The following is a 24690-nucleotide window of genomic DNA, read 5'->3' on the forward strand; positions in this document are numbered from 1 at the left end:
GTCATTTTTTAAGGTGGTTAAAAAGATGGAATTAAAATCGTATCAGGAAGCTTTGGATTGGATTCATGGAACGCTTCGTTTAGGAATAAAACCCGGATTAGCTCGAATGGAATATATAATGGAAAAGCTTAACCATCCGGAAAAGGCTAATAAGTGGGTACATATAGCTGGCACTAATGGGAAAGGGTCTACTCTAACTTTTATTAGAAGTAGTTTAGAAGAAGCGGGATATAAAACTGGAACTTTTACTTCTCCTTATATTGAAACTTTTAATGAACGAATTAGTGTAAATGGTATTCCTGTTAGTGATCAAATGATTGTAGATTTAGCAAATAGAATAAAACCTATAGCTGAAGAACTTGAAAAAACTGTATACGGTCCGCCATCTGAATTTGAAATTATTACAGCAATGATGTTCTTATGTTTTGCAGAGTATGAGCCAATCGATATTGGTATCATAGAAGTCGGCCTTGGAGGAAGACTAGATTCCACAAATGTTTTAACGCCTTTAATCTCTGTAATTACAACCATTGGGATGGATCATATGGAGTTTTTGGGAAATAGTATCGAACAAATAGCTGGTGAAAAAGCAGGGATTATAAAACCAGGTATACCTGTTATTTCTGGAGTTATTCAAAAAGAAGCGCAAGAAGTAATAATAAATAATGCTGTTAGAAACAATTCCAATGTTGCATGGCTAAATAAAGATTTCTTCATTCAAAATAGAGGCGATGAAATCACATTTAGAACATCCCATGGAGACGAAATACCGGACATAACCATTGGCTTGTTAGGAATACATCAGTTAAATAATGCAGCAGTTGCAATAAAAGTACTACAGTATCTAAACACATTTTCATCCTATGAGATTAATCAATCAGCAATTAAACAGGGATTAAAGAAAGCTTTTTGGCCAGGAAGAATGGAATTGCTTGATGTGAAACCATTTATTATGCTGGACGGAGCACACAATCCTGAAGGCGTAAAAACCTTTGCTGACTCAATAAAAACATATCCTGGGCATAAAAAAATAATAGTTAGCATACTTAAAGATAAAAATTATCAAGAAATGATAGCTTTATTAAAGACAATTCCTGATACTGAAATTTTATTGACAACCTTTGATTATCCTCGGGCAATGAGTGATTACGAAGTCACACAAATTGGAACTATAGAAGGTATTTCTACTAATCCAAACTGGAAGCAAGCATTAGATGATATAAAGGAAATCAAAAATGATACTAAGTTTTTCGTTACAGGCTCGCTTTATTTCATTTCTGAAGTCCGTAAATATTTGCTTACATCGCACAACTAACTTTTTGAATAAAGTGAGTATACTTAGAAAAATAAAAAAGTGCAAACTACTAAAATAGTATTTTCGTATGCTAAAAGTAAATAAAAACACCTATTTTCTACTAAGAGAAAATAGGTGTTTTTTAGTTAGTCTACCCAGTGAAAACATCATTTTACCAATGTGCAAAAATAAATCTTCTTTGCTATTCTGTTTGTAACAACTAGGAGGTGGCGGATGGTTTACTTTTTACTAATAATCTATAGTTCTATTTTTATTTCTTTTATTCAAGTCGCAGGGGAATGCTTTCCAATAAAAAAATCATTTCTATTTCGTTTTTCAGAATGTAATCATTGTCAAAAAACGTTATCGTTCTCTCAAATGATACCAATTTATTCATTCCTATTTTTAAAAGGGAAATCTAAATGCTGTCAAACTCCTATTCCGCTTAACTACTTTTTATTAGAATTAACGACACCAATTTACATCCTTCTTCTGCATTATCAATTTTCTTTTTCTTATCGTTTTGTTATAGGCTGTATTATTTATTATTTTCTCGCCTTTTTCTTCGTGACAGATATTTTATATTTGCATGTTCCTAATTCTGTAATGATTCTATTCTTTTTAGTATTGTTGACATGTTATATTTCCTTTCAACAACCAGCTGTATCTTTAATCTACTCTAGTCTTATAAGTAATTGTTTCTACTTACTATTTTTTATTTTATTTCGAAAAGGCATTGGATTAGGCGACATTAAAATACTTATTATTTTAAGTTCTTTTTTAGGTTTTGAAATGGGATATATTATCTTTTTTCTCTCCATTGTTCTAGGTGCAATCATCCTTTTAAGTGCTTTAGTTTTAAAAAAAGTGGAGAAAAATAAACAAGTGCCTTTTGTACCTTACATTTTTATATCATTTATCATAGTTAGTATTTTAATGAAATGAGGGTTGGGATTTATGCTAGTAAATGAAATCTCGGAAAATGAGAAGCCACGAGAAAAATTACAAAATTATGGGATAGAGGCGCTTTCGACTTCGGAGTTAGTGGCATTAATTATTGAAACTGGAACGAAAACGGAATCAGTTTTAACAATTGCTAATCGAATTATGATGAAATTTAAACATATAGCTGAAATGCAGTACGCGTCTATTGAAGAATTTCAATTAGTGAATGGAATTGGAATTGCTAAAGCCTCAAAAATTATGGCAGCAGTCGAACTTGGAAAACGCATCAGTTTAGTTACGGAACAAAAAGAAATTGTCATTAGATGTCCGGAAGATGCAGTGAAACTAGTAATGCCTGAGTTAGCTTTCCTTTTTCAAGAACATTTCCACTGTATTTTTTTAAACACCAAGAATCAAGTGATTTATAGGCAAACAATCTTTGTCGGTGGTTTGAATGCTTCCATTGTTCATCCTAGAGAAGTTTTTAGACTGGCATTAAGAAAATCATCAGCTTCTATAATGTGTTTTCATAACCATCCGTCTGGTGATCCCGCGCCTTCAAGCGAAGATTTACTTGTGACTAAACGTTTAGCGGAGGCTGGAAATATTGTTGGAATAACGCTTTTAGACCACATTATTATTGGGAAAAACAAATACATTAGTTTAAAAGAAAAAGGCTACTTTTAAACTAAAAAAGTGTTCACAAATTATCTACAGACAGCATTTATTTCCTTGTGTTAAAGTGAGTATCAATTAAAAAGCAGAAGGTGACTTATTATGCTAAAACGATGGAAAGTATATAAAGATAATATTATTGTTTTTTCTATAGTTGTGGGGATGTTTATTATTCCAGTTTTTCTTTGTATTATGGAATTTTCAAAATAAAAATAATTACTTTAAAAAGTTTAATTTCGATAAAATTAAAAATGCAAAAAACATATTTTTAAAGAAAAGTTAAAATTTTTTCCTTCTCATGAAAAATTAATGTCTGATACTCTTACTTATGTTATAATAAGATGGTTGTTTATGTGTCTATACAGAAACATTGACATAAAGGGATAAGGTAACATTAATTTAATGGACGAATAAGGAAACTTAATGTATCCTGTAGAATATTACGAAGGAAAAGGAGAATACAGATGTTTGGATTTGGTAATAAAGATATTGGAATTGACTTAGGAACAGCGAACACACTTGTCTATATGAAGGGAAAAGGTATTGTCCTTCGTGAGCCTTCCGTTGTGGCAATGAAAAAAGACACACAAGAAATAGTTGCAGTTGGTAGCGATGCAAAAAATATGATTGGTAGAACACCAGGAAATATTGTTGCTATTCGACCAATGAAAGATGGCGTTATTGCTGATTATGATACAACAGCAGCAATGATGAAATATTACATACAAAAAGCTGGTAAAAGCGTTAATGCTAGCAAACCACGTGTAATGATATGTGTACCATCAGGCATTACTGGTGTTGAAAAACGCGCTGTGATTGATGCAACTCGTCAAGCAGGGGCTAAAGATGCCTTCACTATTGAAGAACCTTTCGCTGCAGCTATTGGTGCTGGTCTTCCTGTAGGGGAACCAACTGGTAGCATGGTAGTTGATATTGGTGGTGGTACAACAGAAGTTGCTGTAATTTCTTTAGGTGGTATCGTAACAAGCCGCTCTGTAAGAACTGCTGGCGACGATTTGGATGAAGTTATTATTAATTATATCCGCAAAAAATATAATTTATTAATCGGTGATCGTACTGCAGAAGCAATTAAAATGGAAATCGGTTCAGCTAGTCCAAAAGGATTGGACTTATCTCCATTTAGTATTCGTGGTCGTGATTTAGTAACTGGTCTTCCAAAAACAATTGAAGTTACTCCGGAAGAAATCAGTGAAGCACTTTCTGATACCGTTGCAGCAATTATTGATGCTGTAAAAGGAACACTTGAAAATACGCCACCAGAATTATCTGCTGATATTATGGATAAAGGAATTGTATTAACAGGTGGGGGTGCGCTTCTTCGTAACTTAGATACAGTTATTTCTGAAGAAACAAAAATGCCTGTAATTATTGCTGAAGAACCACTTGATTGTGTTGCCATTGGTACTGGTAAAGCGCTAGAAAACATGGACATGTATAAACGCAAAAAAATGAACTAAATGGACACACTCATTTATGTCATATAACAAGATGAATTCGCTGCAAAAAAATGAAAAAAGAGTACTAACGAGATGAGGTGTCGTTATGCCACAATTTTTTCTTAATAAACGTTTGATTATCTTGTTAATATCCATTATTGTTCTTGTCGCGTTAGTTGGTTTTTCTTTACGCGATCGTGAAAATGCTTCGTGGCCAGAACAATTTGTGAAAGATGTTGTTGGATTTGGCGAGAATATTGTAGCTAAGCCTACTTCATTTGTCTCAGGTGTGTTTGGTGGAGTTGCAGACTTAAAAAACACATATACTGAAAATCAACATCTGAAAGAACGTTTAGAAGAATTGGCACAACTTGAAAGTGAAGTTGCAGACTTAAAAAAAGAAAATAAAGATTTAAAAGAAAGTCTAGATATTACTGATAGTATCCGGGACTATGATCCACTGAACGCCTCTGTTATTTCTAGAAATCCTACTAATTGGAATGATCAAGTTGAGATTGACAAAGGCTCAAGCGATGGAGTAAAACCAGATATGGCAGTAACTACGCCGAGTGGTCTTATTGGTAGGGTGACAACAACAGGTGCAAAATCTGCTACGGTTGAATTGTTAACTTCATCGGATGTTAAAAATCGTGTTTCTGCTAAAGTACAGGGAGACGAAAATGCATTTGGAATTATTAATGGATATGACAGTGATACGAAGTTGCTTGAATTAAAACAATTACCTTATGATATGAAGTTTAAAAAAGGACAAAAAGTTGTTACTTCTGGACTCGGAGGGAAATTCCCGGCAGGTATTTTTATCGGTACTATTGAAAAAGTAGAAACTGATAAAATGGGATTATCTCAGACTGCGTTTATTAAGCCGGGTGCTGATATGTATGATCTAAATCATGTTACTGTTCTAAAGCGTTCAGCTGAAGCAGGAACAACGGCAGATGATACATCCAGTTCGGACACGACTGGAGGCAGGTAACCATGAATGTAAAGAAAAATATTGCGCTTCCTGCAATTATGGTCGGAACATTTATTTTAGAAGGTGTCATTAGCCTCCAGTTTGGTAATGGTCTTTTCAATGATAAGCATCTGTTTATTCCACACTTTTTACTTGTAATGCTAACAATAATGACTTGCTTTTATAAACGTAATACTACTTTAGTATATGCTTTTATATTAGGGTTATTGTTTGATATTTATTATACAGGTGTCATGGGGATTTATTTTGCAATCTTTCCGTTTACGGTTTACATTACCGATAAATTTATGAAAGTTTTACAGAATAATATCTTCTTGGTAGGTTTAATCACTGTATTTAATATTATCCTTACTGAGAGTTTGGTATATGCTTTTTATTATTTAATTGGTTCGACCACAATGACCATTCCGGTATTTATTGATCAGCGTCTTTGGACAACGATTTTGTTTAATCTAGCATTCTTTTTAGTTATCTTTTTCCCATTCCGATTATTCCTTGATCGTTTGGTTAAATCAGAATAACTATAGTAATTTTATCAGTTTGAATTCGCTATTACTTGTAAAAGTATGACTGTGGAGTATATCCACAGTTTGCGATTTCAAGCTGTTTTTTTCAGAAAAAGTATTTTTTTATTATCATTTAATTTGAGTTAGTGTATACTAAAGGCTAGAGTATAAATGTTGCGGGGTGAAATGGTATATGAAGAAGAATGTTCAAATTAAAGGCACAAAAAGTGGCATCAGTATTTTTCTTAGTGATAAGGCAAGTATATCGGAGCTGCAACAAGAATTATCGCAATTACTAGCAGATCAAAAGCAAAACCCATACTCTGGTGAAAAATTAGAGGTACAAGTTCAAATTGGGAATCGACTGTTTTCAGAGGAAGAAGAACGCGAAATTTCAACTATTATTCATAACAATAGTCAAATGAAGATTAGCGCATTTTATAGTAATGTTATGTCTAAAGATGAGGCTAAAAAATGGAAGGAAAATGATCAAATTTTTTCCATGGCAACGATTATTCGTTCTGGACAAGTTGTTCAAGTTCCTGGAGATTTCTTGTTAATTGGCGATGTGAATCCTGGTGGACAAATTCGTTCTAATGGAAATGTATTTGTTCTTGGTAATATTAAGGGAATCATTCATGCTGGTTTTGAAGGCGATGAAAATGCTGTTGTTGCTGGGAAATTTCTTTATCCGTCACAAGTTAGAATAGCTGGCAAAGTGTATGGATTTGATAGTGAAGATTATAAAGAAGTTGCGGATACAGATTTATTTTCTGCGTTTGTAAATGACGCGGGTGAAATAGTAATTGATGAAATACATAAGATAAGAAAAATTAGACCGGAAATTTCTAATTTTCAAGGAGGGCGTTAAACATGGGAGAAGCTATAGTCATTACTTCTGGGAAAGGTGGAGTAGGAAAAACTACTTCAACTGCTAACTTAGGAACGGCACTTGCTCTTCAAGGTAAGAAAGTGTGCTTGATTGATATGGATATCGGTCTTCGTAATTTAGATGTTGTTCTAGGCCTTGAAAATCGGATTATTTATGATTTAGTAGATGTTGTTGAAGGACGCTGCAAAATCCATCAAGCTATGATTAAAGATAAGCGTTTTGATGATTTACTTTTCTTACTTCCAGCAGCACAAACTACGGATAAAAATGCTGTTTCGGGAGAACAAATGATAGAGCTAATTAATCAACTACGTCCTGATTACGATTATATTCTAATTGATTGCCCAGCAGGAATTGAAACAGGATATAAAAATGCGGTTGCTGGAGCTGATAAAGCAATTGTTGTGACTACTCCAGAGATTTCAGCTGTTCGAGATGCGGACAGAATTATTGGCTTGCTTGAAAAAGAAGATATTGAGCCACCAAAACTTATTATCAATCGTATTCGTACACAAATGATGGTAAATGGGGATGTGATGGACATCGATGAAATCACTACGCATTTATCTATTGAATTACTTGGTATAATTATTGATGATGATGAAGTTATTCGTTCATCTAATAGCGGAGATCCGGTTGCGATGTTACCGAATAATCGCGCCTCTCAAGGATACCGCAATATTGCACGACGCATTCTTGGTGAATCTATTCCATTAATGTCGATTGAAGCGAAGAAACCAGGATTTTTCACGCGCTTAAAACAACTTTTTGGCGGAAAATAAAAAATTAGACCCTTTATCTTTTGGATGAAGGGTCTTTATAAAAGGTGATTAGATGAAAAAACTAGTAATAAATGCAGCTAACATAGAAAAACGTGTAGCAGTACTAGAAGACGACGTGCTAATTGATGTTGAAATTATTCGCCCATCTAACAAAATCCAAGTAGGTGATATTTTTTATGGCTTTATTCAAAAAATAGACCGAAAAATGGACGCAGCTTTTGTTGATTTAGGTAATCAAAATAAAGGTTTTATACATTTAAAAGATATTCCAGCTAGCTATGAAAAAACACAAGGCGCAAAAATACCTGTTCAAATTGTTCGAGAAGGCAGTGATACAAAACTTCCACTTTTATCAGCTGTTCTTGAATTTTCAGGAGATTTGCTGATTTATTTGCACGGAAAAGAATATATTTCCATTTCCAAAAGAATTCAGGATAAAGAACCTCTGAAAATAATAATGGAGTCGCTTTTAGAAGAGAATGAAGCAATAATTATTCGCTCTAGCGCAGAAACTGCAACGAAAGAGCAATTAGAATTAGCATTAAACCAAGCAAGAGAAAAATATCAAACATTAGTTAAAGAAGCCGAAACAAGAAAGAAACCTGGCTTGCTTTTATCTGCTGCTTCAGGCGTTTTCTTGAGTACGAAGCAATTTATCCAGCGCTATATGCCAATAGAAATTATTACTGATGATTTTGAATTTGCGAAGATAGTGGAAGCTAATTTTACTGATAAAGAAGTTAGTTTAAAGAAAAGTGCGGACTTATTTGCTGATTTAGGTATTAAGCAACAGATGGATCGTCTTAGCAGACCCGTTGTTCATCTTTCAAATGGTTCTTCTCTTTTTATTGAAAAAACAGAAGCTATGTGGGTAGTGGACGTGAATTCTAGTCGTTTTAAAGGTACAAGTGCTAAAGAAAAAACGGTAGAAGCTGTTAATATAAAAGCGGTTCCGGAGATTTTTAGGCAAATTCGTCTTCGGAATATGAGCGGAATGATTCTTGTTGATTTTATTGGTGGTATGTCAGAGGAGGGGCAAGGAGAGCTGCGTGAGGCGATAGAGAAAGAAAGTCGTGAAGAATACATTACGACACAAGTAGCGGCTTTATCGCAGTCAGGGCTCTTGCAACTAACGAGACGAAAGAAACAACAATCCTTTTTAGAGGTGACAACAATTCCTTGTCCGGTTTGTTACGGGACAGGACACGTTGCTTCAAAAGATACACTTGCTTTTCAACTAGAAAGAGAATTAAGTGGGATTATGATGGGAGATCCAAGTAGCATCCAAGTCATCACCACGGAGGATGTGTTAGATGCGTTCTTAGATTTGAATACCTTTAATAACGCTCCAATTGATTGGGAAGTGGCAGACGAACGAGTTCCATTTTATCAAATTGCTCGTGTTGAAAATTAAAATTAACAAGTGATTGACATAGACAGCTTCTCTATGCTATCATTTTACTGTTATGTTTGTAGCGCACCAAGCTACAACCGCACAGAGCTGGGTTAAGTATTTACCTTGTGTAAGTCCCCTGTAATGGCGAGTCTTAGTATATGAGGAGGTGCAAGTATGTACGCAATTATTGAAACAGGTGGGAAACAAATCAAAGTAGAAGCAGGCCAAGAAATCTATGTTGAGAAATTAGCAGGTGAAGTTGGTGATGTTGTTACTTTTGACAAAGTTCTATTCGTAGGCGGAGATTCCGCTAAAGTTGGCGTTCCATTCGTGGACGGAGCAACTGTAACAGCTAAAGTTGAAAAACAAGGCCGTGCGAAGAAATTGACAGTTTATAAATATAAACCGAAAAAGAACTACCACAAAAAACAAGGTCATCGTCAACCTTACACAAAATTAACTATTGATGCAATCAATGCTTAATTTGAAAGGACGAAAAAAATGATTCAAGTCGATGTTATGCGAGAAAACAACCAAATAGTTTCTTTTACAATGAGTGGACATGCCGATTTTGCCGAACATGGCAGTGATTTGGTTTGTGCAGGAGCTTCGTCAATTGCCTTTGGGATGGTTAATGCTATTTCAGAAGTACGTGACTTTGAGCCTGTGTTTGAAGAGTCGGAGGGTTACCTTTACTATTCTGTGCCTGCTGATTTTGTTGGAGATGATGTGGTACAAATCTTGCTTACAGGGATGGAAAATCAACTAAGGTCATTAGCGTACAGCTATCCTGATCATATAAAAATTAACTCCAAATAGGAGGTGGAATTTCATGTTAAAATTTGATATTCAACATTTTGCGCACAAAAAGGGTGGCGGTTCGACTTCTAACGGACGTGACTCTGAATCAAAACGTTTAGGTGCAAAACGTGCGGACGGACAATTTGTTACTGGTGGATCTATCCTTTACCGTCAACGTGGTACTAAAATCTATCCAGGAACTAACGTTGGTCGTGGCGGCGATGATACTCTATTCGCTAAAACTGACGGCGTTGTACGTTTCGAACGTATGGGACGCGACAAGAAAAAAGTTAGCGTTTATCCTGAAGTACAAGAAGCTTAAATACAAAATTAAAAACCGTCACTTGTGGCGGTTTTTTTGTGTTTTCTTCTTTGTGAATTAATTTCTTTTAAAAAGGGTTATAACTCTCCTAAATTGGGGTAAAAGTAAAGAGGCAGATGAAGAGACATTGTGAAAAATAGGACAAGTCGTTTGATTGACAGCGTTTTCTTGATGTGATTAAATAGACTCAAGTTAATTAACATGTCAGGAGAAGAGATGACAATCGAAACGATGCAAGGGTACTAGTGTGCCTACGTTTTGATTGTCATTCTTTTTTTGAAGTTAATTGATAATCGGAATGTAAGGGGACTAGTAAGTGTTAAAATTCCGGTGCTACAAATAAGCAAGAAGAAGGAGTTGGAAAAGATGATTGACACAAGTTTAGCAACACAATTTCTAGGTGAAGTAATTGGTACTGCCATCCTAATTATTTTAGGTGCTGGTGTCGTAGCGGGTGTTTCACTGAAGAAATCCAAGGCAGAGAATGGCGGCTGGGTCGTTGTTACTTTAGCTTGGGGGCTAGGTGTTACAATGGGTGTATATGTTTCAGGATATATGAGTATGGCCCATCTTAACCCGGCTGTAACAATCGGTATGGCGCTTGCAGGTGCTTTCCCGTGGAACTATGTATTGCCGTATATTGTTGCTCAGTTTATCGGAGCATTCATTGGTGCAACACTCGTATGGTTACATTACTACCCGCACTGGAAGAAAACAGAAGATAAACCAACAAAACTAGGTGTTTTTGCAACGGCGCCAGCTATTCGCCATTTTACATCTAACTTTTTTGGTGAAGCATTAGGTACTTTTATGTTAGTGTTTGGATTACTATCACTAGGTGCAAATTCCTTTTCAGATGGATTAAATCCACTTGTTGTTGGCGCATTAATCGTAGCTATCGGGATGTCTCTTGGTGGAACTACTGGTTATGCAATCAACCCAGCACGTGACCTTGGACCAAGAATTGCGCATTTTGTTTGGCCGATTTCTGGCAAAGGTGGATCTGATTGGGGTTACTCATGGGTTCCGGTTATTGGACCAATTATGGGTGGTGCATTAGGTGCTTTAGGGTATAATGCAATTATTAATGGCGAACTAGGAATGTGGTTCTGGGTGTTCGCAGTATTATTTGTTTTAATTCTTATTTTAACAATGCAACTCGACAAGAAAAAAGATTTAGCATAAGCTAGAATAATAACTAGCTCTAAACGAAAGTCTCTGGGCTTTCGTTGTACTTAAAACTAGAGGAGGAATTTTACATGGAAAAGAAATATATTTTAGCACTGGATCAAGGAACAACAAGTTCAAGAGCGATGATTATTGACGAAGAAGGAGAAGTTATTGGCGTTGCGCAAGAAGAATTTGATCAAATTTTTCCTAAGCCAGGTTGGGTTGAACATAGTGCCAATGAAATCTGGGCTTCGATTTTAGCAGTAATTGCAGGCGTATTACTCAAAACAAATATTTCTTCTAAAGAAATTGCTGGGATTGGTATTACAAACCAACGTGAAACTACTGTTATTTGGGATAAAGAAAGTGGAAATCCAATTTATAATGCGATTGTTTGGCAATCTCGTCAAACTGAAGATATTTGTAAGCAACTTCGTAAAGATGGTTACGAAGATACGATTAGATCAAAAACTGGTCTTTTGATTGATCCATACTTTGCAGGTACAAAAGCTCGCTGGATTCTTGATCATGTAGATGGCGCACAAGAACGTGCTGAAAAAGGAGAACTTCTTTTCGGTACAATTGATACTTGGTTAGTTTGGAAATTAACTGGTGGTCGTGCTCATATTACCGATTATTCCAATGCTTCCCGGACACTTCTTTATAATATTTATGATTTAGAATGGGATGATGAGCTTCTAAAAATGCTTAATATCCCAAGAGCAATGTTACCTGAAGTTCGTCCTTCCTCTGAAGTATACGCGGACACAGTGCCTTATCACTTCTTTGGTGAAGAAGTTCCTGTTGCAGGTATTGCCGGTGACCAACAAGCCGCATTATTTGGTCAAGGTTGTTTTGAAAAAGGTATGGCGAAAAACACTTACGGAACTGGTTGTTTCTTACTAATGAACACAGGCGAAAAAGCAGTACGTTCTGAAAATGGACTATTAACTACGCTAGCTTGGGGACTTGATGGTAAAGTGGAATATGCGCTTGAAGGTAGTATTTTCGTTGCTGGTTCCGCTATTCAGTGGTTACGTGATGGCTTACGTATGGTTCGTCAATCAAGTGATTCTGAAAACTATGCGAGCCGGATTGAATCTAGTGATGGTGTATATGTTGTACCAGCATTCGTTGGTTTAGGCGCACCTTACTGGGATTCTGACGTTCGTGGTGCTGTCTTTGGATTAACTCGCGGTACTGAAAAAGAACAATTTATCCGTGCGACATTGGAATCTCTTGCTTATCAAACTCGTGATGTACTGTATGCAATGGAACAAGATTCTGGTATTAGCTTAAAAACGTTACGTGTGGATGGCGGGGCTTCTGCTAATAACTTCTTAATGCAATTCCAATCCGATATTCTAGGTGTTCCTGTAGAACGTCCAGAAAACAAAGAAACAACTGTTCTTGGAGCAGCTTTCTTAGCAGGACTTGCAGTAGGAGTTTGGAAAGATAAAAACGAAATTAAAAAACATTGGAAACTAGACAAACGTTTTGAAGTAGAAATGAAAGACGAACAAAGAGAAGATTTATATGAAGGTTGGCATAAAGCAGTCAAAGCTGCACAAGCTTTCAAATAATTGTTAAAAGATGCGCCAAATGTGTAAAAGCATTTGGCGCATTTTTGTGATGTTAAACAAATAAATATCTGGAAATAGAAATAAATATAGTGACAGATGTATAGTTTGTTCGTTATAATGAAAGATAAGACTTTTAAGGAACGGGAGAATATAAAAATTATGTTTGTAGATCAGGTTAAAATATATGTAAAAGCTGGTAATGGTGGGGACGGTATGGTAGCATTCCGTCGCGAAAAATTTGTACCAAACGGTGGTCCTGCTGGCGGTGACGGCGGTAAAGGAGCAGACGTTGTATTCGTAGTAGATGAAGGTTTGCGCACACTAGTAGATTTTCGCTTTAAACGAATCTTTAAAGCAGAACACGGCGAGCATGGCATGAGTAAAAGTATGCATGGACGCGGTGCAGAAGATTTAGTTGTTAAAGTACCACAAGGAACGATTGTGAAAGATATTGATACTGGAGAGATTATTGCTGATTTAGTGGCACATGGTCAGCGTGCAGTTATTGCAAAAGCCGGACGTGGCGGACGTGGTAACAAACGTTTTGCAACACCAGCCAATCCAGCTCCAGAACTCTCTGAAAACGGGGAGCCAGGGCAAGAACGAAATGTACAATTAGAACTTAAAGTATTAGCAGATGTTGGTTTAGTTGGTTTCCCAAGTGTTGGTAAATCTACCTTATTATCTGTTGTATCTGCAGCAAGACCAAAAATCGCTGCTTACCATTTCACGACGATTGTTCCTAATTTAGGAATGGTTGATGCGGGAGATGGACGTAGTTTTGTTATGGCTGATTTACCAGGTCTAATTGAAGGGGCTAGCCAAGGTGTTGGTCTAGGACATCAATTCCTACGCCATATCGAAAGAACTCGAGTTATCGTACATGTAATTGATATGTCTGGTTCAGAAGGTCGCGTACCTTATGAAGATTATATGGCAATCAATAATGAACTAGAACAATATAACTTACGCTTAATGGAACGTCCACAAATCATCGTAGCGAACAAAATGGATATGCCAGACGCGGAAGAAAATTTAAAAGAGTTTAAAACTAAAATCGCTGAAGATATTCCGGTATTCCCGATTTCCGCAGTAACAAAAACGGGTCTACGTGAATTACTTCTTGCAATTGCAGATAAATTAGAAACAACCCCAGAATTCCCACTCAATGAAATTCTGGAACAAGAAGATGAAGATACAGTTCTTTACAAGTATGTTGCTGAAGAACCTGACTTTGAAATTACAAGAGAGCCAGATGGTACATTCGTACTTAGCGGTGCCAAAATTGAACGCTTATTCACTATGACTAACTTCGAACGGGATGCTTCTATTAGCCGTTTTGCGCGTCAACTTCGTGCAATGGGTGTCGATGAAGCACTTAGAAAACGTGGTGCTAAAGACGGAGACATTGTTCGCTTACTTGATTATGAATTTGAATTTATGGATTAAAAAAAGTGCTGCGCCAATCAATTGGCGCACGCTTTTTTCCTAGCTACAATAAAAAGGAGAGTTGAAAATGAAAATTGCTTATTTAGGCCCAGCAGCATCTTTTACTCATGCAGCAGCAGCGAAAGCTTTTCCAAAAGAAGAGATGGTTGCTAAAAGCACTATTCCTGATTGCATTATGGCAATCGAAAAAGAAGATGTGGACGTGGCGGTTGTCCCAATTGAAAATACTATTGAAGGAAGCGTCAATATTACGCTAGACTATTTATTTCATTTTTCAAGTGTCCCTGTTGTGGCGGAAATTGTTTTACCGATTGCGCAACATTTAATGGTTCATCCAGCTCATAAAGCAACTTGGAAATCCGTGCAAAAAGTAATGTCGCATCCGCAAGCCCTTGCCCAGTGCCATACGTTCCTTCAGGCAGAACTTTACGGGGTAGAGCGTGAAGTAACACCTTCGACAGCTTATGCGGCAAAATGGGTTAGCAATAATCCAACTGAACTTGTAGCAGCAATTGCTCCTCGGATGGCAGCCAGTGAGTATGGACTAGAAATCGTTCAAGAAAATGCCCAAGATTTAGAATTGAACCAAACGAGATTTTTTGTTTTAAGTCGTAAGCCAGTTTCCATTTTATTACCAAAAGAAGAAGAAAAAACTTCGATTTCGGTCATTTTACCTAACAATATGCCGGGAGCGTTACATAAAGTATTATCTACATTTGCTTGGCGTGACATTGACTTAAGTAAAATTGAGTCGAGACCACTTAAAACGTCATTAGGAGAATATTTTTTCTTAATAGATGTGCTTTCAGAAGGTAAAGAAACACTTGTAACGAACGCTCTTGATGAAATTAGGCTTTTAGGAGGTAAGGCGAACAAACTTGGAACTTACCATGTGCATCGCTTACAAACTACTTAAATAATGAGTTATCGTATTTTATTGCGGTAACTTTTTTTATTTGCGAATAGTTATTTTTTACGTTAAAATTTGTAGGAGAAAAGCTTTACTAAAACTTGAAGGAGTGAAACAGATGGCAGGACATTCAAAATGGAACAATATTCAAGGTCGAAAAAATGCGCAAGATTCCAAGCGTTCTAAAGTATTTCAAAAGTTAGCAAGAGAAATTTTCGTTGCAGCAAAAAAAGGCCCTGATCCGAATCTGAACCCGTCACTTCGATTAGTAATGGATAAAGCAAAAGCAGTCAATATGCCGAATGACAACATCAAACGTGCTATAGATAAAGCTGCTGGAAATACTAGCGGCGAAAATTATGATGAAGTAACGTATGAAGGATATGCGCCAGGTGGAATTGCAGTGCTTGTCCATGCGCTTACAGATAATAAAAATCGTACAAGTACAAATGTCCGTGTAGCTTTCAATAAAAACGGTGGTAGCCTCGGAGAAACAGGAAGTGTCAGCTACATGTTTGATCGTAAGGGCTACTTAGTTATTCTAAGGGAAGGCTTAACCGTTGATGAAGAAGAGTTTATGCTAGAAGCGATTGAAGCTGGGGCAGATGATGTAGAGGTAAGTGATGACGTCTTTGAAGTATTTACTGAACCCGGAGCATTTTCTGATGTCAAAGATGCATTACAACAAGCTGGTTATACTTTTGCTACAGCAGAACTTTCGATGTTTCCAACTGTCTACAACGAAATTGCAGAAAACAACCAAACACAATTTGATAAAATGATGGAAGCATTAGAAGATGACGATGATGTACAAGAAGTTTATACAAACGCTGAGATAAATTAAGTCAAAACACCCCTTTTGTGCAATCTGAATGGGGTGTTTTATATGAATCAAGAGGAGGAAATAAAAATGAAACCACGTAAAGTTATGATCATTGGGGCAGGTAATGTAGGGTCGGCAGCGGCTCACGCATTTGTTAATCAAAAATTTGTAGAGGAGTTAATCCTTGTTGATTTAAATAAAGAACGTGTGGAAGGAAATCGGAAAGACTTGGCAGATGCAGCAGCATTTATGTCTGGGAAAATGGATATTTCAGTTCGTGAAGCAAGTGATTGCGCAGATGTCGATATTGCAGTAATTACAGTGACAGCGGGACCATTAAAAGAAGGGCAAACACGTTTAGACGAACTAAGAAGCACATCAAGAATAGTAGCGAGTATTGTCCCAGAAATGATGAAAGGCGGGTTTAAGGGTATTTTCTTAATTGCCACGAATCCTTGTGACATCATTACGTATCAAGTTTGGAAATTATCTGGACTACCAAGAGAGCAGGTACTTGGAACTGGAGTTTGGCTTGATACAACAAGATTACGCCGTTTGTTAGCAGAGAAATTAGATATTGCTGCTCAAAGTATCGATGCATTTATTTTAGGCGAACACGGCGATTCACAGTTTCCTGTCTGGTCACATTCCTCGATATACGGTAAACCAGTAAATGAATATAGTATGGAAAAACTCGGAGAATCCCTTGATTTAAAATTAATTGGTGAAACTGCCCGTGATACTGGCTTTGAAATATATCATCAAAAAGGCTGCACTGAATACGGGATTGCTGGAACTATTGTAGAGATTTGCCGTCATATTTTCAGCGGTAGTCAGCGTGCTCTAACTGTTTCTTGTGTTCTTGACGGCGAATATGGTCAAACTGGTTTAGCAATCGGCGTTCCGGCAGTTTTAAGCCAAAATGGTGTAAAAGAAATTATTTCCTTAAAATTAAACGAACAAGAGCAACAAGCATTTGACCATTCAGCTGCTGTAATCAAGGAAAATATAAAATCTATATAAGAAGTCAATAATATTATTATGTAAACTAAAAAACGATTTCCTTTTATGAACAAAAACTAGTACAGATGTTCCTTTTTATGCTATCATATAATGTATGACGTGAAACGAAGAGAGGACGAATAAATTGTACGATTACATAAAAGGAATAGTAAAAACGATTACACCAGAATATATTGTTGTCGAAACAGGACAAATCGGCTATCAAATAATTACAGGAAACCCATTTTCCTTTCAACGATTAGAAGGTACTGAAGCGCAAGTCTTTTTGTATCAACATGTTCGGGAAGACAACATTTCCTTGTTTGGTTTCCAGTCAACTGAAGAACGTTATCTGTTCAAAAAATTATTAAGCGTTTCGGGTATTGGGCCAAAAAGTGCGCTAGCTATTATAGCTTCTGGAGATGTAGTACCACTTATTACTGCAATCGAATCAGAAGATGATGTTTATTTAACTAAATTTCCAAGTGTCGGTAAAAAAACAGCACGTCAAATTATCCTTGATTTAAAAGGTAAACTAGCAGATGTAGTTGCAAGTGAAATCGTCTATAAAGCTGCAGAAAACGATATTGTTACGGGGCTTTCACCGCAACTAGAGGAAGCTGTTTTAGCGCTCGAAGCACTTGGTTACAGTACGAGAGAACTAAAAAAAGTTATACCAAAAATGGCAAAAGAAAACGACTTAACAAGCGATGCATACATCAAGCTAGCACTGCGATTAATGACAAAATAGAGAGGAGCTTGTGGCATGGATGAACGAATTATTTCAAGTGAAACGGTAGACGCAGAAGAAGTATCTTTTGAAACTAGTTTGCGGCCACAGACCCTTTCACAATATATTGGGCAAGACAAAGTAAAGAATAACTTAACTGTCTTTATTGAAGCTGCCACACTCCGAAATGAAGCGCTGGATCATGTGCTTTTATATGGACCTCCTGGACTCGGTAAAACAACCCTTGCGATAGTCATTGCTTCTGAAATGGGGAGCGAAATTAAGACAACGAGTGGACCTGCGATTGAACGCCCAGGTGACTTGGCGACTATTTTGACAAGTTTAGAACCAGGTGACGTTTTATTTATTGATGAAATCCACCGTTTATCGCGAGCAATTGAAGAAATTTTATATCCAGCAATGGAGGATTATTGTTTGGATATTGTTATTGGAACAGGACCTACCGCGCGTTCTGTTCGCTTAGATTTGCCGCCATTTACGCTGATTGGAGCGACAACTCGAGCGGGACTTTTATCGGCGCCACTTAGAGATCGCTTTGGTGTAATTGACCATTTGGAATTTTACACGGAAGAGCAGTTAACCGAAATTGTCCTTAGAACGTCTGGGATATTGGATACGAAAATCGATGACCTTGGTGCACGTGAAATTGCAAGACGATCTAGGGGAACCCCGCGGATTGCTAATCGGCTATTGAAACGTGTTCGTGACTTTGCGCAAGTTAGAGGGAACGGTACAGTTACTGAAAAATTGGCAAAAGAGGCACTGACACTACTTCAAGTGGATCCAAGAGGACTTGATACGATTGACCAAAAGCTACTTCATACAATTATTCAATCATTTAGAGGTGGTCCTGTTGGTTTAGATACAATCGCAGCAAGCATTGGCGAAGAGCGCGAAACCATTGAAGATATGCAAGAACCCTATTTACTACAAATCGGTTTTCTACAAAGAACCCCGCGAGGACGAATCGCGACGGAAACAGCATACAACCATTTAGGAATAAGTTATGAAAAAGAGGTATAAAGAATGAAAGTAGAAGATTTCGATTTTGATTTACCAGAAGAATTAATTGCGCAAACCCCATTACTTGACCGGACTTCAAGCCGACTAATGGTACTTGATAAAGAATCAGGTGAGATAAAAGATCAACATTTTACTGATATAATTAGTTATTTAAATAAAGGAGATGCACTAGTATTAAACGATACGCGTGTTCTTCCAGCTAGGCTTCATGGAATTAAAGATGAAACTGGCGCTCATATTGAAGTATTACTTTTAAAACAAAAAGAAGGCAATGCTTGGGAAACTTTAGTAAAACCTGCAAAAAGAATTCGTAAAGGCGCTACTATTACCTTTGGGGATGGGGCGTTAAAAGCTACTTGTTTAGAAGAACTTGAGCACGGTGGTCGAATTCTTGAATTTTCTTATGAAGGTATTTTTTATGAAGTATTGGAGCAACTTGGTGAAATGCCGCTACCTCCATACATTAAAGAGCAACTTGCAGATCAAGATCGTTATCAAACAGTTTACGCGAAAGAAAATGGTTCTGCTGCTGCGCCAACTGCCGGCCTTCATTTCACCGAAGAGTTATTAGCACAAATTAGTGCCAAAGGTGTAGAAATAATATTTGTAACTCTGCATGTTGGTCTTGGTACATTCCGCCCAGTAGACGTGGAAGATACTCAAAACCACAAAATGCATTCTGAATTTTATCGTTTAACCGAAGAATCTGCTGATCGGATTAATAAAATCAAATCGGCTGGTGGAAAAGTGGTTGCGGTCGGAACAACTTCCATCCGTACTTTAGAAACGATTGCGAGTCGTCATGATGGTAAACTAATTGCAGAATCAGGTTGGACAGATATTTTCATTTCTCCAGGATATCAATTCCAGGCAGTAGATGCGTTAATTACTAATTTCCATTTACCAAAATCGACATTGATTATGCTTGTATCCGCTTTATCTGATCGCACTAAAATATTAGCAGCCTATAACCATGCGGTAGAACAACAATATCGCTTCTTTAGTTTTGGCGATGCAATGTTTATTCATTAATTTGCGAAAAAAATAACAGAAAAGCTTGTTTTCATCGGTAATTTTCGTTATGCTAGTGAATAGAGTAAATTAGAAAGAGGTAACACATGTCTGCCATTCGTTATGAACTAATAAAAACAGATAAACAAACTGGTGCTCGTCTTGGTAAAATTCATACACCACACGGCACATTTGATACACCCATGTTTATGCCAGTTGGAACACTTGCAACGGTAAAAACAATGTCGCCCGAAGAATTAAAAGCGATGGGCGCAGGTATTATTTTAAGTAACACCTATCATTTATGGTTACGTCCCGGAGAAGAATTAATTCGAGAAGCGGGCGGGCTACATAAGTTTATGAACTGGGACCAACCAATCTTAACGGATTCAGGCGGTTTTCAGGTGTTTAGTTTGAGTAAAATGCGTGATATTAAAGAAGAGGGCGTTCATTTCCGCAACCATTTAAACGGAGATAAACTTTTCTTATCACCAGAAAAAGCAATTCAAATTCAAAATGCGCTTGGATCGGACATTATGATGAGCTTTGATGAATGTCCGCCGTATCCAGCGTCTCATGAATATATGAAAAAATCAGTAGAAAGAACATCACGCTGGGCTGAACGTGGCTTAAAAGCACACGAAAGACCAGAAGACCAAGGTTTATTTGGTATCGTCCAAGGTGGAGCTTACGAAGACTTACGCGCTCAAAGTGCTAAAGATTTAGTATCTCTAGACTTCCCTGGATACTCCATTGGTGGATTGTCTGTCGGTGAACCTAAAGACGTGATGAATCGCGTTTTGGAACACACTACACCACTATTACCAGCTAATAAACCGCGTTATCTAATGGGCGTAGGTTCGCCTGACTCATTAATTGATGGCGTAATTCGAGGAGTGGACATGTTTGACTGTGTTCTTCCCACACGTATTGCACGTAATGGTACTTGTATGACATCTAGTGGTCGCTTAGTTATTAAAAACGCTAAGTTCACACATGATTTCCGTCCTATCGATGAAAATTGTGATTGTTATACATGTAAAAATTACTCACGTGCATACATTAGACACTTGATTCGTTGTGAAGAAACATTTGGAATTAGACTTACAACTTATCATAATCTTCATTTTCTGTTAAACTTAATGAAGCAAGTCCGTGGCGCTATTATGGAAGATCGTCTTGCTGATTTTAGGGAAGAATTTTTTGAGCAATATGGATTCAATCGTCCTGATGCAAAAAATTTCTAAATATATATATAGTATCGAAAGGAGTTGGAAAATATGGGTGGCGGTATCGTAACATTTATACCAATTATCTTGATGATCGTTTTGTTTTACTTCTTATTAATCAGACCTCAACAAAAACGTCAAAAAGAAGTACAAAATATGCAAAGTAGTTTAGCAAAAGGTGATAAAATTATTACTATTGGTGGACTTCACGGTATTGTTGAAGCAATTGAAGATGGCACAGTCATTTTGAAATGCGGAAACAGCAAATTAACTTTTGACCGTAATGCAATCAGAACTGTACTTGAAAAAGGTAATGCAGTTTCTAATCCAGTTGTAGCAGAAACAACTTCTGATGACACTGAAGTTGTAGAAGACAACAAATAATACTTGAAATAAAAATGCCATTTCCCTTTAAACGGTGGAGTGGCATTTTTTAAACATAAAAATAGAGCTTATACTTCCCATTTAAGCTTTTTTTAGATAAAATGGGAATATGCTTATTGTTTAAGAAAGGGGATGACTTGATGACGGATACATTTTCGGCTTGGTATGAGGATTTAGAACCAGCGATTTTAATTAAAGTGGAAGATTTTCATATTCTAGGCTACCGAGAAATCAAGGCCAGTCACATTTGGGCGTTTTTAACAGAGGAAAAGTGGAAGAATAACCCAGCCCCAGCATTGCATGAAAGAATAAATGATGTCATGCAAATGAAAATTGGACAATTAATGCAGTTTATTATGACAACAGCTGAACAAGAATCTAATAACCATGTTGCTCAAGCGGAAAATTCGCTTCAACCAAATGTGGAAAATTAACAGCCTGCTGACGAATACTTAAATAGTAAGTTAAGTACATAAAATCATTAAGTATTAGTTGTTAGACTGGGATTTGTTATGGTTTAGATGAGGGAGGAACGAAACAGAAATGGTAAAAAAGAGTAAGATAGTTATTTTCTTTCTAGTAGTTGCAATTATCTTCGGTGCTGTATTTGGTACCGCGAAAATGGTTATGCAAAATATTAATCTTGGCTTAGATCTTCAAGGGGGATTTGAAGTTCTATATGAAGTGTCTCCAGCTGATGGTAAAGGAACTGTTTCTAAGCAAACATTAACAGATACAGTTACTTCACTTGATAAACGGGTCAATTCATTAGGTGTTGCGGAACCAAGTATTCAAATCGAAGGAAATAACCGCATCCGTGTCCAACTTGCTGGTGTAACTGACCAAGCAGAAGCACGAAAAATGTTATCAACTACTGCCCAGTTATCATTTAGAGATGCAAATGACAAAATGATGATGAATGGTAGTGACTTGGTTGCAGGTGGCGCTAAACAAGCTTTCGATGCTAGCAATAATCCGATCGTTACTTTAAAACTAAAAAGCGCAGATAAATTTGCTAGCGTAACAAAAACTATTCTAGCAGAAGCACCTGACAATCAATTAGTTATTTGGTTAGACTGGAAAGAAGGACAAAAATACAAAACAGAACGTGAAAAGAAAAATCCAGCTTACTTATCTGCACCAAATGTAAGTAGTGTTCTTGATACAGATAAAGTAGAAATTTCCGGAAGCTTTACAACTGAAGAAGCAAAAGATTTAGCTGAATTGTTAAACTCTGGCGCACTTCCTGTAAAAATGACTGAAGTTTACTCTACATCTGTTGGCGCACAGTTTGGTCAAGATGCATTACAAGAAACTATTTTAGCTGGTATTATCGGCGTTATGGCTATCTTTATTTTCATGATGGCTGTTTACCGTCTACCGGGTGTTATCGCATCTATTACATTAGTTGCTTACACTTATTTAGTTCTATTAATACTAAGCTTACTCAATGCCACACTTACTTTACCAGGGATTGCAGGTTTGATTCTGGGTATAGGTATGGCTGTTGACGCAAACGTTATAACATACGAGCGAATAAAAGAAGAAATCAAGGTCGGAAGGTCGACAAAAGCAGCATTTGAAGTCGGTGGAAAAGAAGCATTCCGTGCGATTTTAGATGGTAACTTAACGACACTGATTGTTGCTGCAGTTCTTTTCTACTTCGGTACAAGCTCTATCAAAGGGTTTGCTACAGTTCTAATCATTAGTATTCTAGTCAGCTTCCTAACAGCTGTTTGGGGTTCAAGATTCTTACTAGGATTACTCGTGAAAAGCAATTGGCTTAACAACAAACCAGGTTTCTTTGCAGTTAAACGAAAAGATATTCATAACTTACATGAAGGTATTAACAGCTTTAGCTTAAAAACGCACTTTGATCGTTATGACTTTGTAAAACATCACCGTCTATTTTTATCTATATTTGCTGCAATAGTTATCGTTGGTATTGTTATACTATCCATCTTTAAATTAAATCTTGGGATTGACTTTGCCAGCGGGACTCGAGCAGAAGTTACAGCTAATCAAACATTGACTGAGACGCAAATTAAGAAAGATTTAGATGCGATTGATATGCCATCGAATGATATTGTGTTCCAAGGCTCAGGATCGAAAACAGCTGTTGTGTCTTACAAAGGAACCTTATCACAAAATGATGTAGCTAAATTTAAAGATTACTTTGAAGATAAGTATAAGCACGAACCAAGCATTAGTACAGTTTCCCCGACAGTTGGGAAAGAACTTGCTAAAAATGGCTTCTGGGCCCTTGGTGTGGCTTCTGTCTTAATCGTGTTATATATCGCTGTTCGATTTGAATTCTATATGGGGATTGCAGCGATACTTTCACTGCTATTCGACGCCTTTATTATCTTCATCTTCTTTAGTGTTACAAGACTTGAGGTTGACTTAACATTTATTGCAGCGGTTCTGACGGTTATCGGTTATTCCATAAATGATACGATAGTCACCGCCGACCGGATACGAGATATTAGCATGAAGATGCAACGCTTTAAAACAAAAGAAGAGATTGCAGATGCTGTTAATAAAGCATTACGTCAAACATTCACTCGTTCCATTAATACAATTCTAACAGTTATCTTTACTGTACTTGCACTTGTATTATTTGGTAGTGAATCAATTCTTAACTTCTCCATTGCTTTACTAGTTGGATTGGTTTCAAGTGTATTCTCATCCATCTTCATGGCAATGCAATTATGGTACGTATTTAAAGCAAGACAGTTACGTAAAAAAGGTCCGATTAGTACGGTTAAAAAGAAAAAACCACGTAATAATGGACAACCTGTAGTTTAAAAAAACAGCCGAATTTCATAAAATGAAGTTCGGCTGTTTTTAATAGACTTGAAACGGGTAAATAATAAGATAATTGTTGCGAGGAGGAGAGAGAGGATGAAAGAAAACAAAGTTCAATGGCAAGTGATTGTGGGGATTATTCTAGCACTTATTATTGCGATATTTGCAGTTATTAATGTAGACCCAGTTGAAGTCAACTTTTTATTTGCTCAAGCTGAGTGGCCGTTAATTTTAATTATTATAGGTTCTGTACTAGTTGGTTGTTTAATTATCTTTTTCTTAAACATTGCCAAATCACGTGGCATGAAGAAAAGAGTAAAACAATTAACTGCTGAAAAAACAGAGCTAGAACGTCAATTAGCAGCTGCAAAATCGATGAAAACACATTCATCTAATGTAGAAAAACGCGATACTGAAAATACAGTAGAGCCAATTAAATAATAAAGAAGACGCTAACTTACTTAGTTAGCGTTTTTGTTTGGA

General features: G+C 36.7%; 26 protein-coding genes and 1 other annotated feature. All 26 genes read left to right on the forward strand.

Going from position 1 to position 24690, the window contains the following annotated elements; genetic code table 11:
• The first annotated feature begins 25 nt into the window (after positions 1-25).
• The 26 genes from AC4PG0_RS00790 (at position 26) to AC4PG0_RS00915 (ending at position 24648) form a co-directional block, all read left to right on the forward strand.
• The gene (locus AC4PG0_RS00790) at positions 26-1315 is read left to right on the forward strand and encodes a bifunctional folylpolyglutamate synthase/dihydrofolate synthase (protein ID WP_492167681.1); all 1290 of its coding nucleotides are present in this window, start codon (positions 26-28) and stop codon (positions 1313-1315) included.
• 213 nt (positions 1316-1528) lie between these two features.
• On the forward strand, positions 1529-2239 hold the full coding sequence (locus AC4PG0_RS00795; protein WP_033838194.1) for a prepilin peptidase: 711 nt from the start codon (positions 1529-1531) through the stop codon (positions 2237-2239).
• A 12-nt stretch (positions 2240-2251) separates the two neighbouring features.
• Positions 2252-2926, forward strand: coding sequence for a RadC family protein (gene radC, locus AC4PG0_RS00800; protein WP_003762424.1), 675 nt, complete (start codon positions 2252-2254; stop codon positions 2924-2926).
• 452 nt (positions 2927-3378) lie between these two features.
• Positions 3379-4392 carry a rod shape-determining protein gene (locus tag AC4PG0_RS00805; RefSeq protein ID WP_003767044.1) on the forward strand — a complete coding sequence of 338 codons (1014 nt, stop codon included), beginning with the start codon at positions 3379-3381 and terminating at the stop codon, positions 4390-4392.
• 85 nt (positions 4393-4477) lie between these two features.
• The gene (gene mreC, locus AC4PG0_RS00810; RefSeq protein WP_003762420.1) at positions 4478-5365 is read left to right on the forward strand and encodes a rod shape-determining protein MreC; all 888 of its coding nucleotides are present in this window, start codon (positions 4478-4480) and stop codon (positions 5363-5365) included.
• A 2-nt stretch (positions 5366-5367) separates the two neighbouring features.
• Entirely contained in the window at positions 5368-5886 is a 519-nt protein-coding gene (gene mreD, locus AC4PG0_RS00815) for a rod shape-determining protein MreD (RefSeq protein ID WP_003762418.1), read from the forward strand.
• Between the two features lie 178 nt (positions 5887-6064).
• Positions 6065-6742, forward strand: coding sequence for a septum site-determining protein MinC (minC, locus tag AC4PG0_RS00820; RefSeq protein ID WP_010991598.1), 678 nt, complete (start codon positions 6065-6067; stop codon positions 6740-6742).
• A 2-nt stretch (positions 6743-6744) separates the two neighbouring features.
• Positions 6745-7545 (forward strand): septum site-determining protein MinD, encoded by an 801-nt coding sequence (minD, locus tag AC4PG0_RS00825; RefSeq protein WP_003762415.1) that lies wholly within the window; start codon positions 6745-6747, stop codon positions 7543-7545.
• Positions 7546-7597: 52 nt separating this feature from the next.
• Positions 7598-8959: a ribonuclease E/G gene (locus AC4PG0_RS00830; RefSeq protein WP_045553070.1), complete on the forward strand. Its 1362-nt coding sequence runs from the start codon at positions 7598-7600 to the stop codon at positions 8957-8959.
• Positions 8960-9024: 65 nt separating this feature from the next.
• Positions 9025-9103 (forward strand) — a sequence feature (ribosomal protein L21 leader region).
• A 12-nt stretch (positions 9104-9115) separates the two neighbouring features.
• Positions 9116-9424 (forward strand): 50S ribosomal protein L21, encoded by a 309-nt coding sequence (gene rplU, locus AC4PG0_RS00835; RefSeq protein WP_003719835.1) that lies wholly within the window; start codon positions 9116-9118, stop codon positions 9422-9424.
• Between the two features lie 18 nt (positions 9425-9442).
• Complete coding sequence (locus tag AC4PG0_RS00840; RefSeq protein WP_003762411.1) at positions 9443-9760, forward strand: ribosomal-processing cysteine protease Prp; 318 nt, start codon at positions 9443-9445, stop codon at positions 9758-9760.
• Between the two features lie 13 nt (positions 9761-9773).
• Positions 9774-10064, forward strand: a complete 291-nt coding sequence (gene rpmA, locus AC4PG0_RS00845) for a 50S ribosomal protein L27 (RefSeq protein WP_003726866.1) — start codon at positions 9774-9776, stop codon at positions 10062-10064.
• 366 nt (positions 10065-10430) lie between these two features.
• A complete protein-coding gene (locus AC4PG0_RS00850; RefSeq protein ID WP_003762410.1) occupies positions 10431-11249 on the forward strand; it encodes an MIP/aquaporin family protein in 819 nt (272 codons plus the stop codon).
• Between the two features lie 74 nt (positions 11250-11323).
• Entirely contained in the window at positions 11324-12817 is a 1494-nt protein-coding gene (gene glpK / locus AC4PG0_RS00855) for a glycerol kinase GlpK (protein ID WP_045553069.1), read from the forward strand.
• 159 nt (positions 12818-12976) lie between these two features.
• Positions 12977-14266: a GTPase ObgE gene (gene obgE, locus AC4PG0_RS00860; RefSeq protein ID WP_003767023.1), complete on the forward strand. Its 1290-nt coding sequence runs from the start codon at positions 12977-12979 to the stop codon at positions 14264-14266.
• A gap of 67 nt (positions 14267-14333) precedes the next feature.
• Entirely contained in the window at positions 14334-15182 is an 849-nt protein-coding gene (pheA, locus tag AC4PG0_RS00865) for a prephenate dehydratase (RefSeq protein WP_003762407.1), read from the forward strand.
• 112 nt (positions 15183-15294) lie between these two features.
• Positions 15295-16020, forward strand: coding sequence for a YebC/PmpR family DNA-binding transcriptional regulator (locus AC4PG0_RS00870; protein WP_003762405.1), 726 nt, complete (start codon positions 15295-15297; stop codon positions 16018-16020).
• Positions 16021-16086: 66 nt separating this feature from the next.
• A complete protein-coding gene (locus AC4PG0_RS00875) occupies positions 16087-17022 on the forward strand; it encodes an L-lactate dehydrogenase (RefSeq protein WP_003762403.1) in 936 nt (311 codons plus the stop codon).
• A gap of 124 nt (positions 17023-17146) precedes the next feature.
• Positions 17147-17752 carry a Holliday junction branch migration protein RuvA gene (ruvA, locus tag AC4PG0_RS00880; protein ID WP_003762402.1) on the forward strand — a complete coding sequence of 202 codons (606 nt, stop codon included), beginning with the start codon at positions 17147-17149 and terminating at the stop codon, positions 17750-17752.
• A 15-nt stretch (positions 17753-17767) separates the two neighbouring features.
• On the forward strand, positions 17768-18775 hold the full coding sequence (gene ruvB / locus AC4PG0_RS00885) for a Holliday junction branch migration DNA helicase RuvB (RefSeq protein WP_492167682.1): 1008 nt from the start codon (positions 17768-17770) through the stop codon (positions 18773-18775).
• 3 nt (positions 18776-18778) lie between these two features.
• Positions 18779-19807, forward strand: a complete 1029-nt coding sequence (gene queA / locus AC4PG0_RS00890; protein ID WP_003771947.1) for a tRNA preQ1(34) S-adenosylmethionine ribosyltransferase-isomerase QueA — start codon at positions 18779-18781, stop codon at positions 19805-19807.
• A gap of 86 nt (positions 19808-19893) precedes the next feature.
• Positions 19894-21033 carry a tRNA guanosine(34) transglycosylase Tgt gene (gene tgt, locus AC4PG0_RS00895; protein WP_003762399.1) on the forward strand — a complete coding sequence of 380 codons (1140 nt, stop codon included), beginning with the start codon at positions 19894-19896 and terminating at the stop codon, positions 21031-21033.
• Between the two features lie 33 nt (positions 21034-21066).
• Positions 21067-21399 (forward strand): preprotein translocase subunit YajC, encoded by a 333-nt coding sequence (gene yajC, locus AC4PG0_RS00900; protein WP_003767009.1) that lies wholly within the window; start codon positions 21067-21069, stop codon positions 21397-21399.
• Between the two features lie 140 nt (positions 21400-21539).
• A complete protein-coding gene (locus AC4PG0_RS00905) occupies positions 21540-21833 on the forward strand; it encodes a post-transcriptional regulator (protein ID WP_045553067.1) in 294 nt (97 codons plus the stop codon).
• Between the two features lie 109 nt (positions 21834-21942).
• Positions 21943-24207 carry a protein translocase subunit SecDF gene (gene secDF, locus AC4PG0_RS00910; protein WP_010991594.1) on the forward strand — a complete coding sequence of 755 codons (2265 nt, stop codon included), beginning with the start codon at positions 21943-21945 and terminating at the stop codon, positions 24205-24207.
• Between the two features lie 96 nt (positions 24208-24303).
• Entirely contained in the window at positions 24304-24648 is a 345-nt protein-coding gene (locus AC4PG0_RS00915; protein ID WP_003771938.1) for a LapA family protein, read from the forward strand.
• The last annotated feature ends 42 nt before the right edge of the window (positions 24649-24690 follow it).

It is taken from the genome of Listeria sp. MAN/IMW/UF464, from assembly GCF_058683955.1.

What these genes read in the sequence shown, in the direction of transcription:
- AC4PG0_RS00790 (WP_492167681.1), top strand. Translation starts at nt 26, where the DNA reads ATGGAATTAAAATCGTATCAGGAAGCTTTGGATTGGATTCATGGAACG.
- AC4PG0_RS00795 (WP_033838194.1), top strand. Translation starts at nt 1,529, where the DNA reads ATGGTTTACTTTTTACTAATAATCTATAGTTCTATTTTTATTTCTTTT.
- radC (WP_003762424.1), top strand. Translation starts at nt 2,252, where the DNA reads ATGCTAGTAAATGAAATCTCGGAAAATGAGAAGCCACGAGAAAAATTA.
- AC4PG0_RS00805 (WP_003767044.1), top strand. Translation starts at nt 3,379, where the DNA reads ATGTTTGGATTTGGTAATAAAGATATTGGAATTGACTTAGGAACAGCG.
- mreC (WP_003762420.1), top strand. Translation starts at nt 4,478, where the DNA reads ATGCCACAATTTTTTCTTAATAAACGTTTGATTATCTTGTTAATATCC.
- mreD (WP_003762418.1), top strand. Translation starts at nt 5,368, where the DNA reads ATGAATGTAAAGAAAAATATTGCGCTTCCTGCAATTATGGTCGGAACA.
- minC (WP_010991598.1), top strand. Translation starts at nt 6,065, where the DNA reads ATGAAGAAGAATGTTCAAATTAAAGGCACAAAAAGTGGCATCAGTATT.
- minD (WP_003762415.1), top strand. Translation starts at nt 6,745, where the DNA reads ATGGGAGAAGCTATAGTCATTACTTCTGGGAAAGGTGGAGTAGGAAAA.
- AC4PG0_RS00830 (WP_045553070.1), top strand. Translation starts at nt 7,598, where the DNA reads ATGAAAAAACTAGTAATAAATGCAGCTAACATAGAAAAACGTGTAGCA.
- rplU (WP_003719835.1), top strand. Translation starts at nt 9,116, where the DNA reads ATGTACGCAATTATTGAAACAGGTGGGAAACAAATCAAAGTAGAAGCA.
- AC4PG0_RS00840 (WP_003762411.1), top strand. Translation starts at nt 9,443, where the DNA reads ATGATTCAAGTCGATGTTATGCGAGAAAACAACCAAATAGTTTCTTTT.
- rpmA (WP_003726866.1), top strand. Translation starts at nt 9,774, where the DNA reads ATGTTAAAATTTGATATTCAACATTTTGCGCACAAAAAGGGTGGCGGT.
- AC4PG0_RS00850 (WP_003762410.1), top strand. Translation starts at nt 10,431, where the DNA reads ATGATTGACACAAGTTTAGCAACACAATTTCTAGGTGAAGTAATTGGT.
- glpK (WP_045553069.1), top strand. Translation starts at nt 11,324, where the DNA reads ATGGAAAAGAAATATATTTTAGCACTGGATCAAGGAACAACAAGTTCA.
- obgE (WP_003767023.1), top strand. Translation starts at nt 12,977, where the DNA reads ATGTTTGTAGATCAGGTTAAAATATATGTAAAAGCTGGTAATGGTGGG.
- pheA (WP_003762407.1), top strand. Translation starts at nt 14,334, where the DNA reads ATGAAAATTGCTTATTTAGGCCCAGCAGCATCTTTTACTCATGCAGCA.
- AC4PG0_RS00870 (WP_003762405.1), top strand. Translation starts at nt 15,295, where the DNA reads ATGGCAGGACATTCAAAATGGAACAATATTCAAGGTCGAAAAAATGCG.
- AC4PG0_RS00875 (WP_003762403.1), top strand. Translation starts at nt 16,087, where the DNA reads ATGAAACCACGTAAAGTTATGATCATTGGGGCAGGTAATGTAGGGTCG.
- ruvB (WP_492167682.1), top strand. Translation starts at nt 17,768, where the DNA reads ATGGATGAACGAATTATTTCAAGTGAAACGGTAGACGCAGAAGAAGTA.
- queA (WP_003771947.1), top strand. Translation starts at nt 18,779, where the DNA reads ATGAAAGTAGAAGATTTCGATTTTGATTTACCAGAAGAATTAATTGCG.
- tgt (WP_003762399.1), top strand. Translation starts at nt 19,894, where the DNA reads ATGTCTGCCATTCGTTATGAACTAATAAAAACAGATAAACAAACTGGT.
- yajC (WP_003767009.1), top strand. Translation starts at nt 21,067, where the DNA reads ATGGGTGGCGGTATCGTAACATTTATACCAATTATCTTGATGATCGTT.
- AC4PG0_RS00905 (WP_045553067.1), top strand. Translation starts at nt 21,540, where the DNA reads ATGACGGATACATTTTCGGCTTGGTATGAGGATTTAGAACCAGCGATT.
- secDF (WP_010991594.1), top strand. Translation starts at nt 21,943, where the DNA reads ATGGTAAAAAAGAGTAAGATAGTTATTTTCTTTCTAGTAGTTGCAATT.
- AC4PG0_RS00915 (WP_003771938.1), top strand. Translation starts at nt 24,304, where the DNA reads ATGAAAGAAAACAAAGTTCAATGGCAAGTGATTGTGGGGATTATTCTA.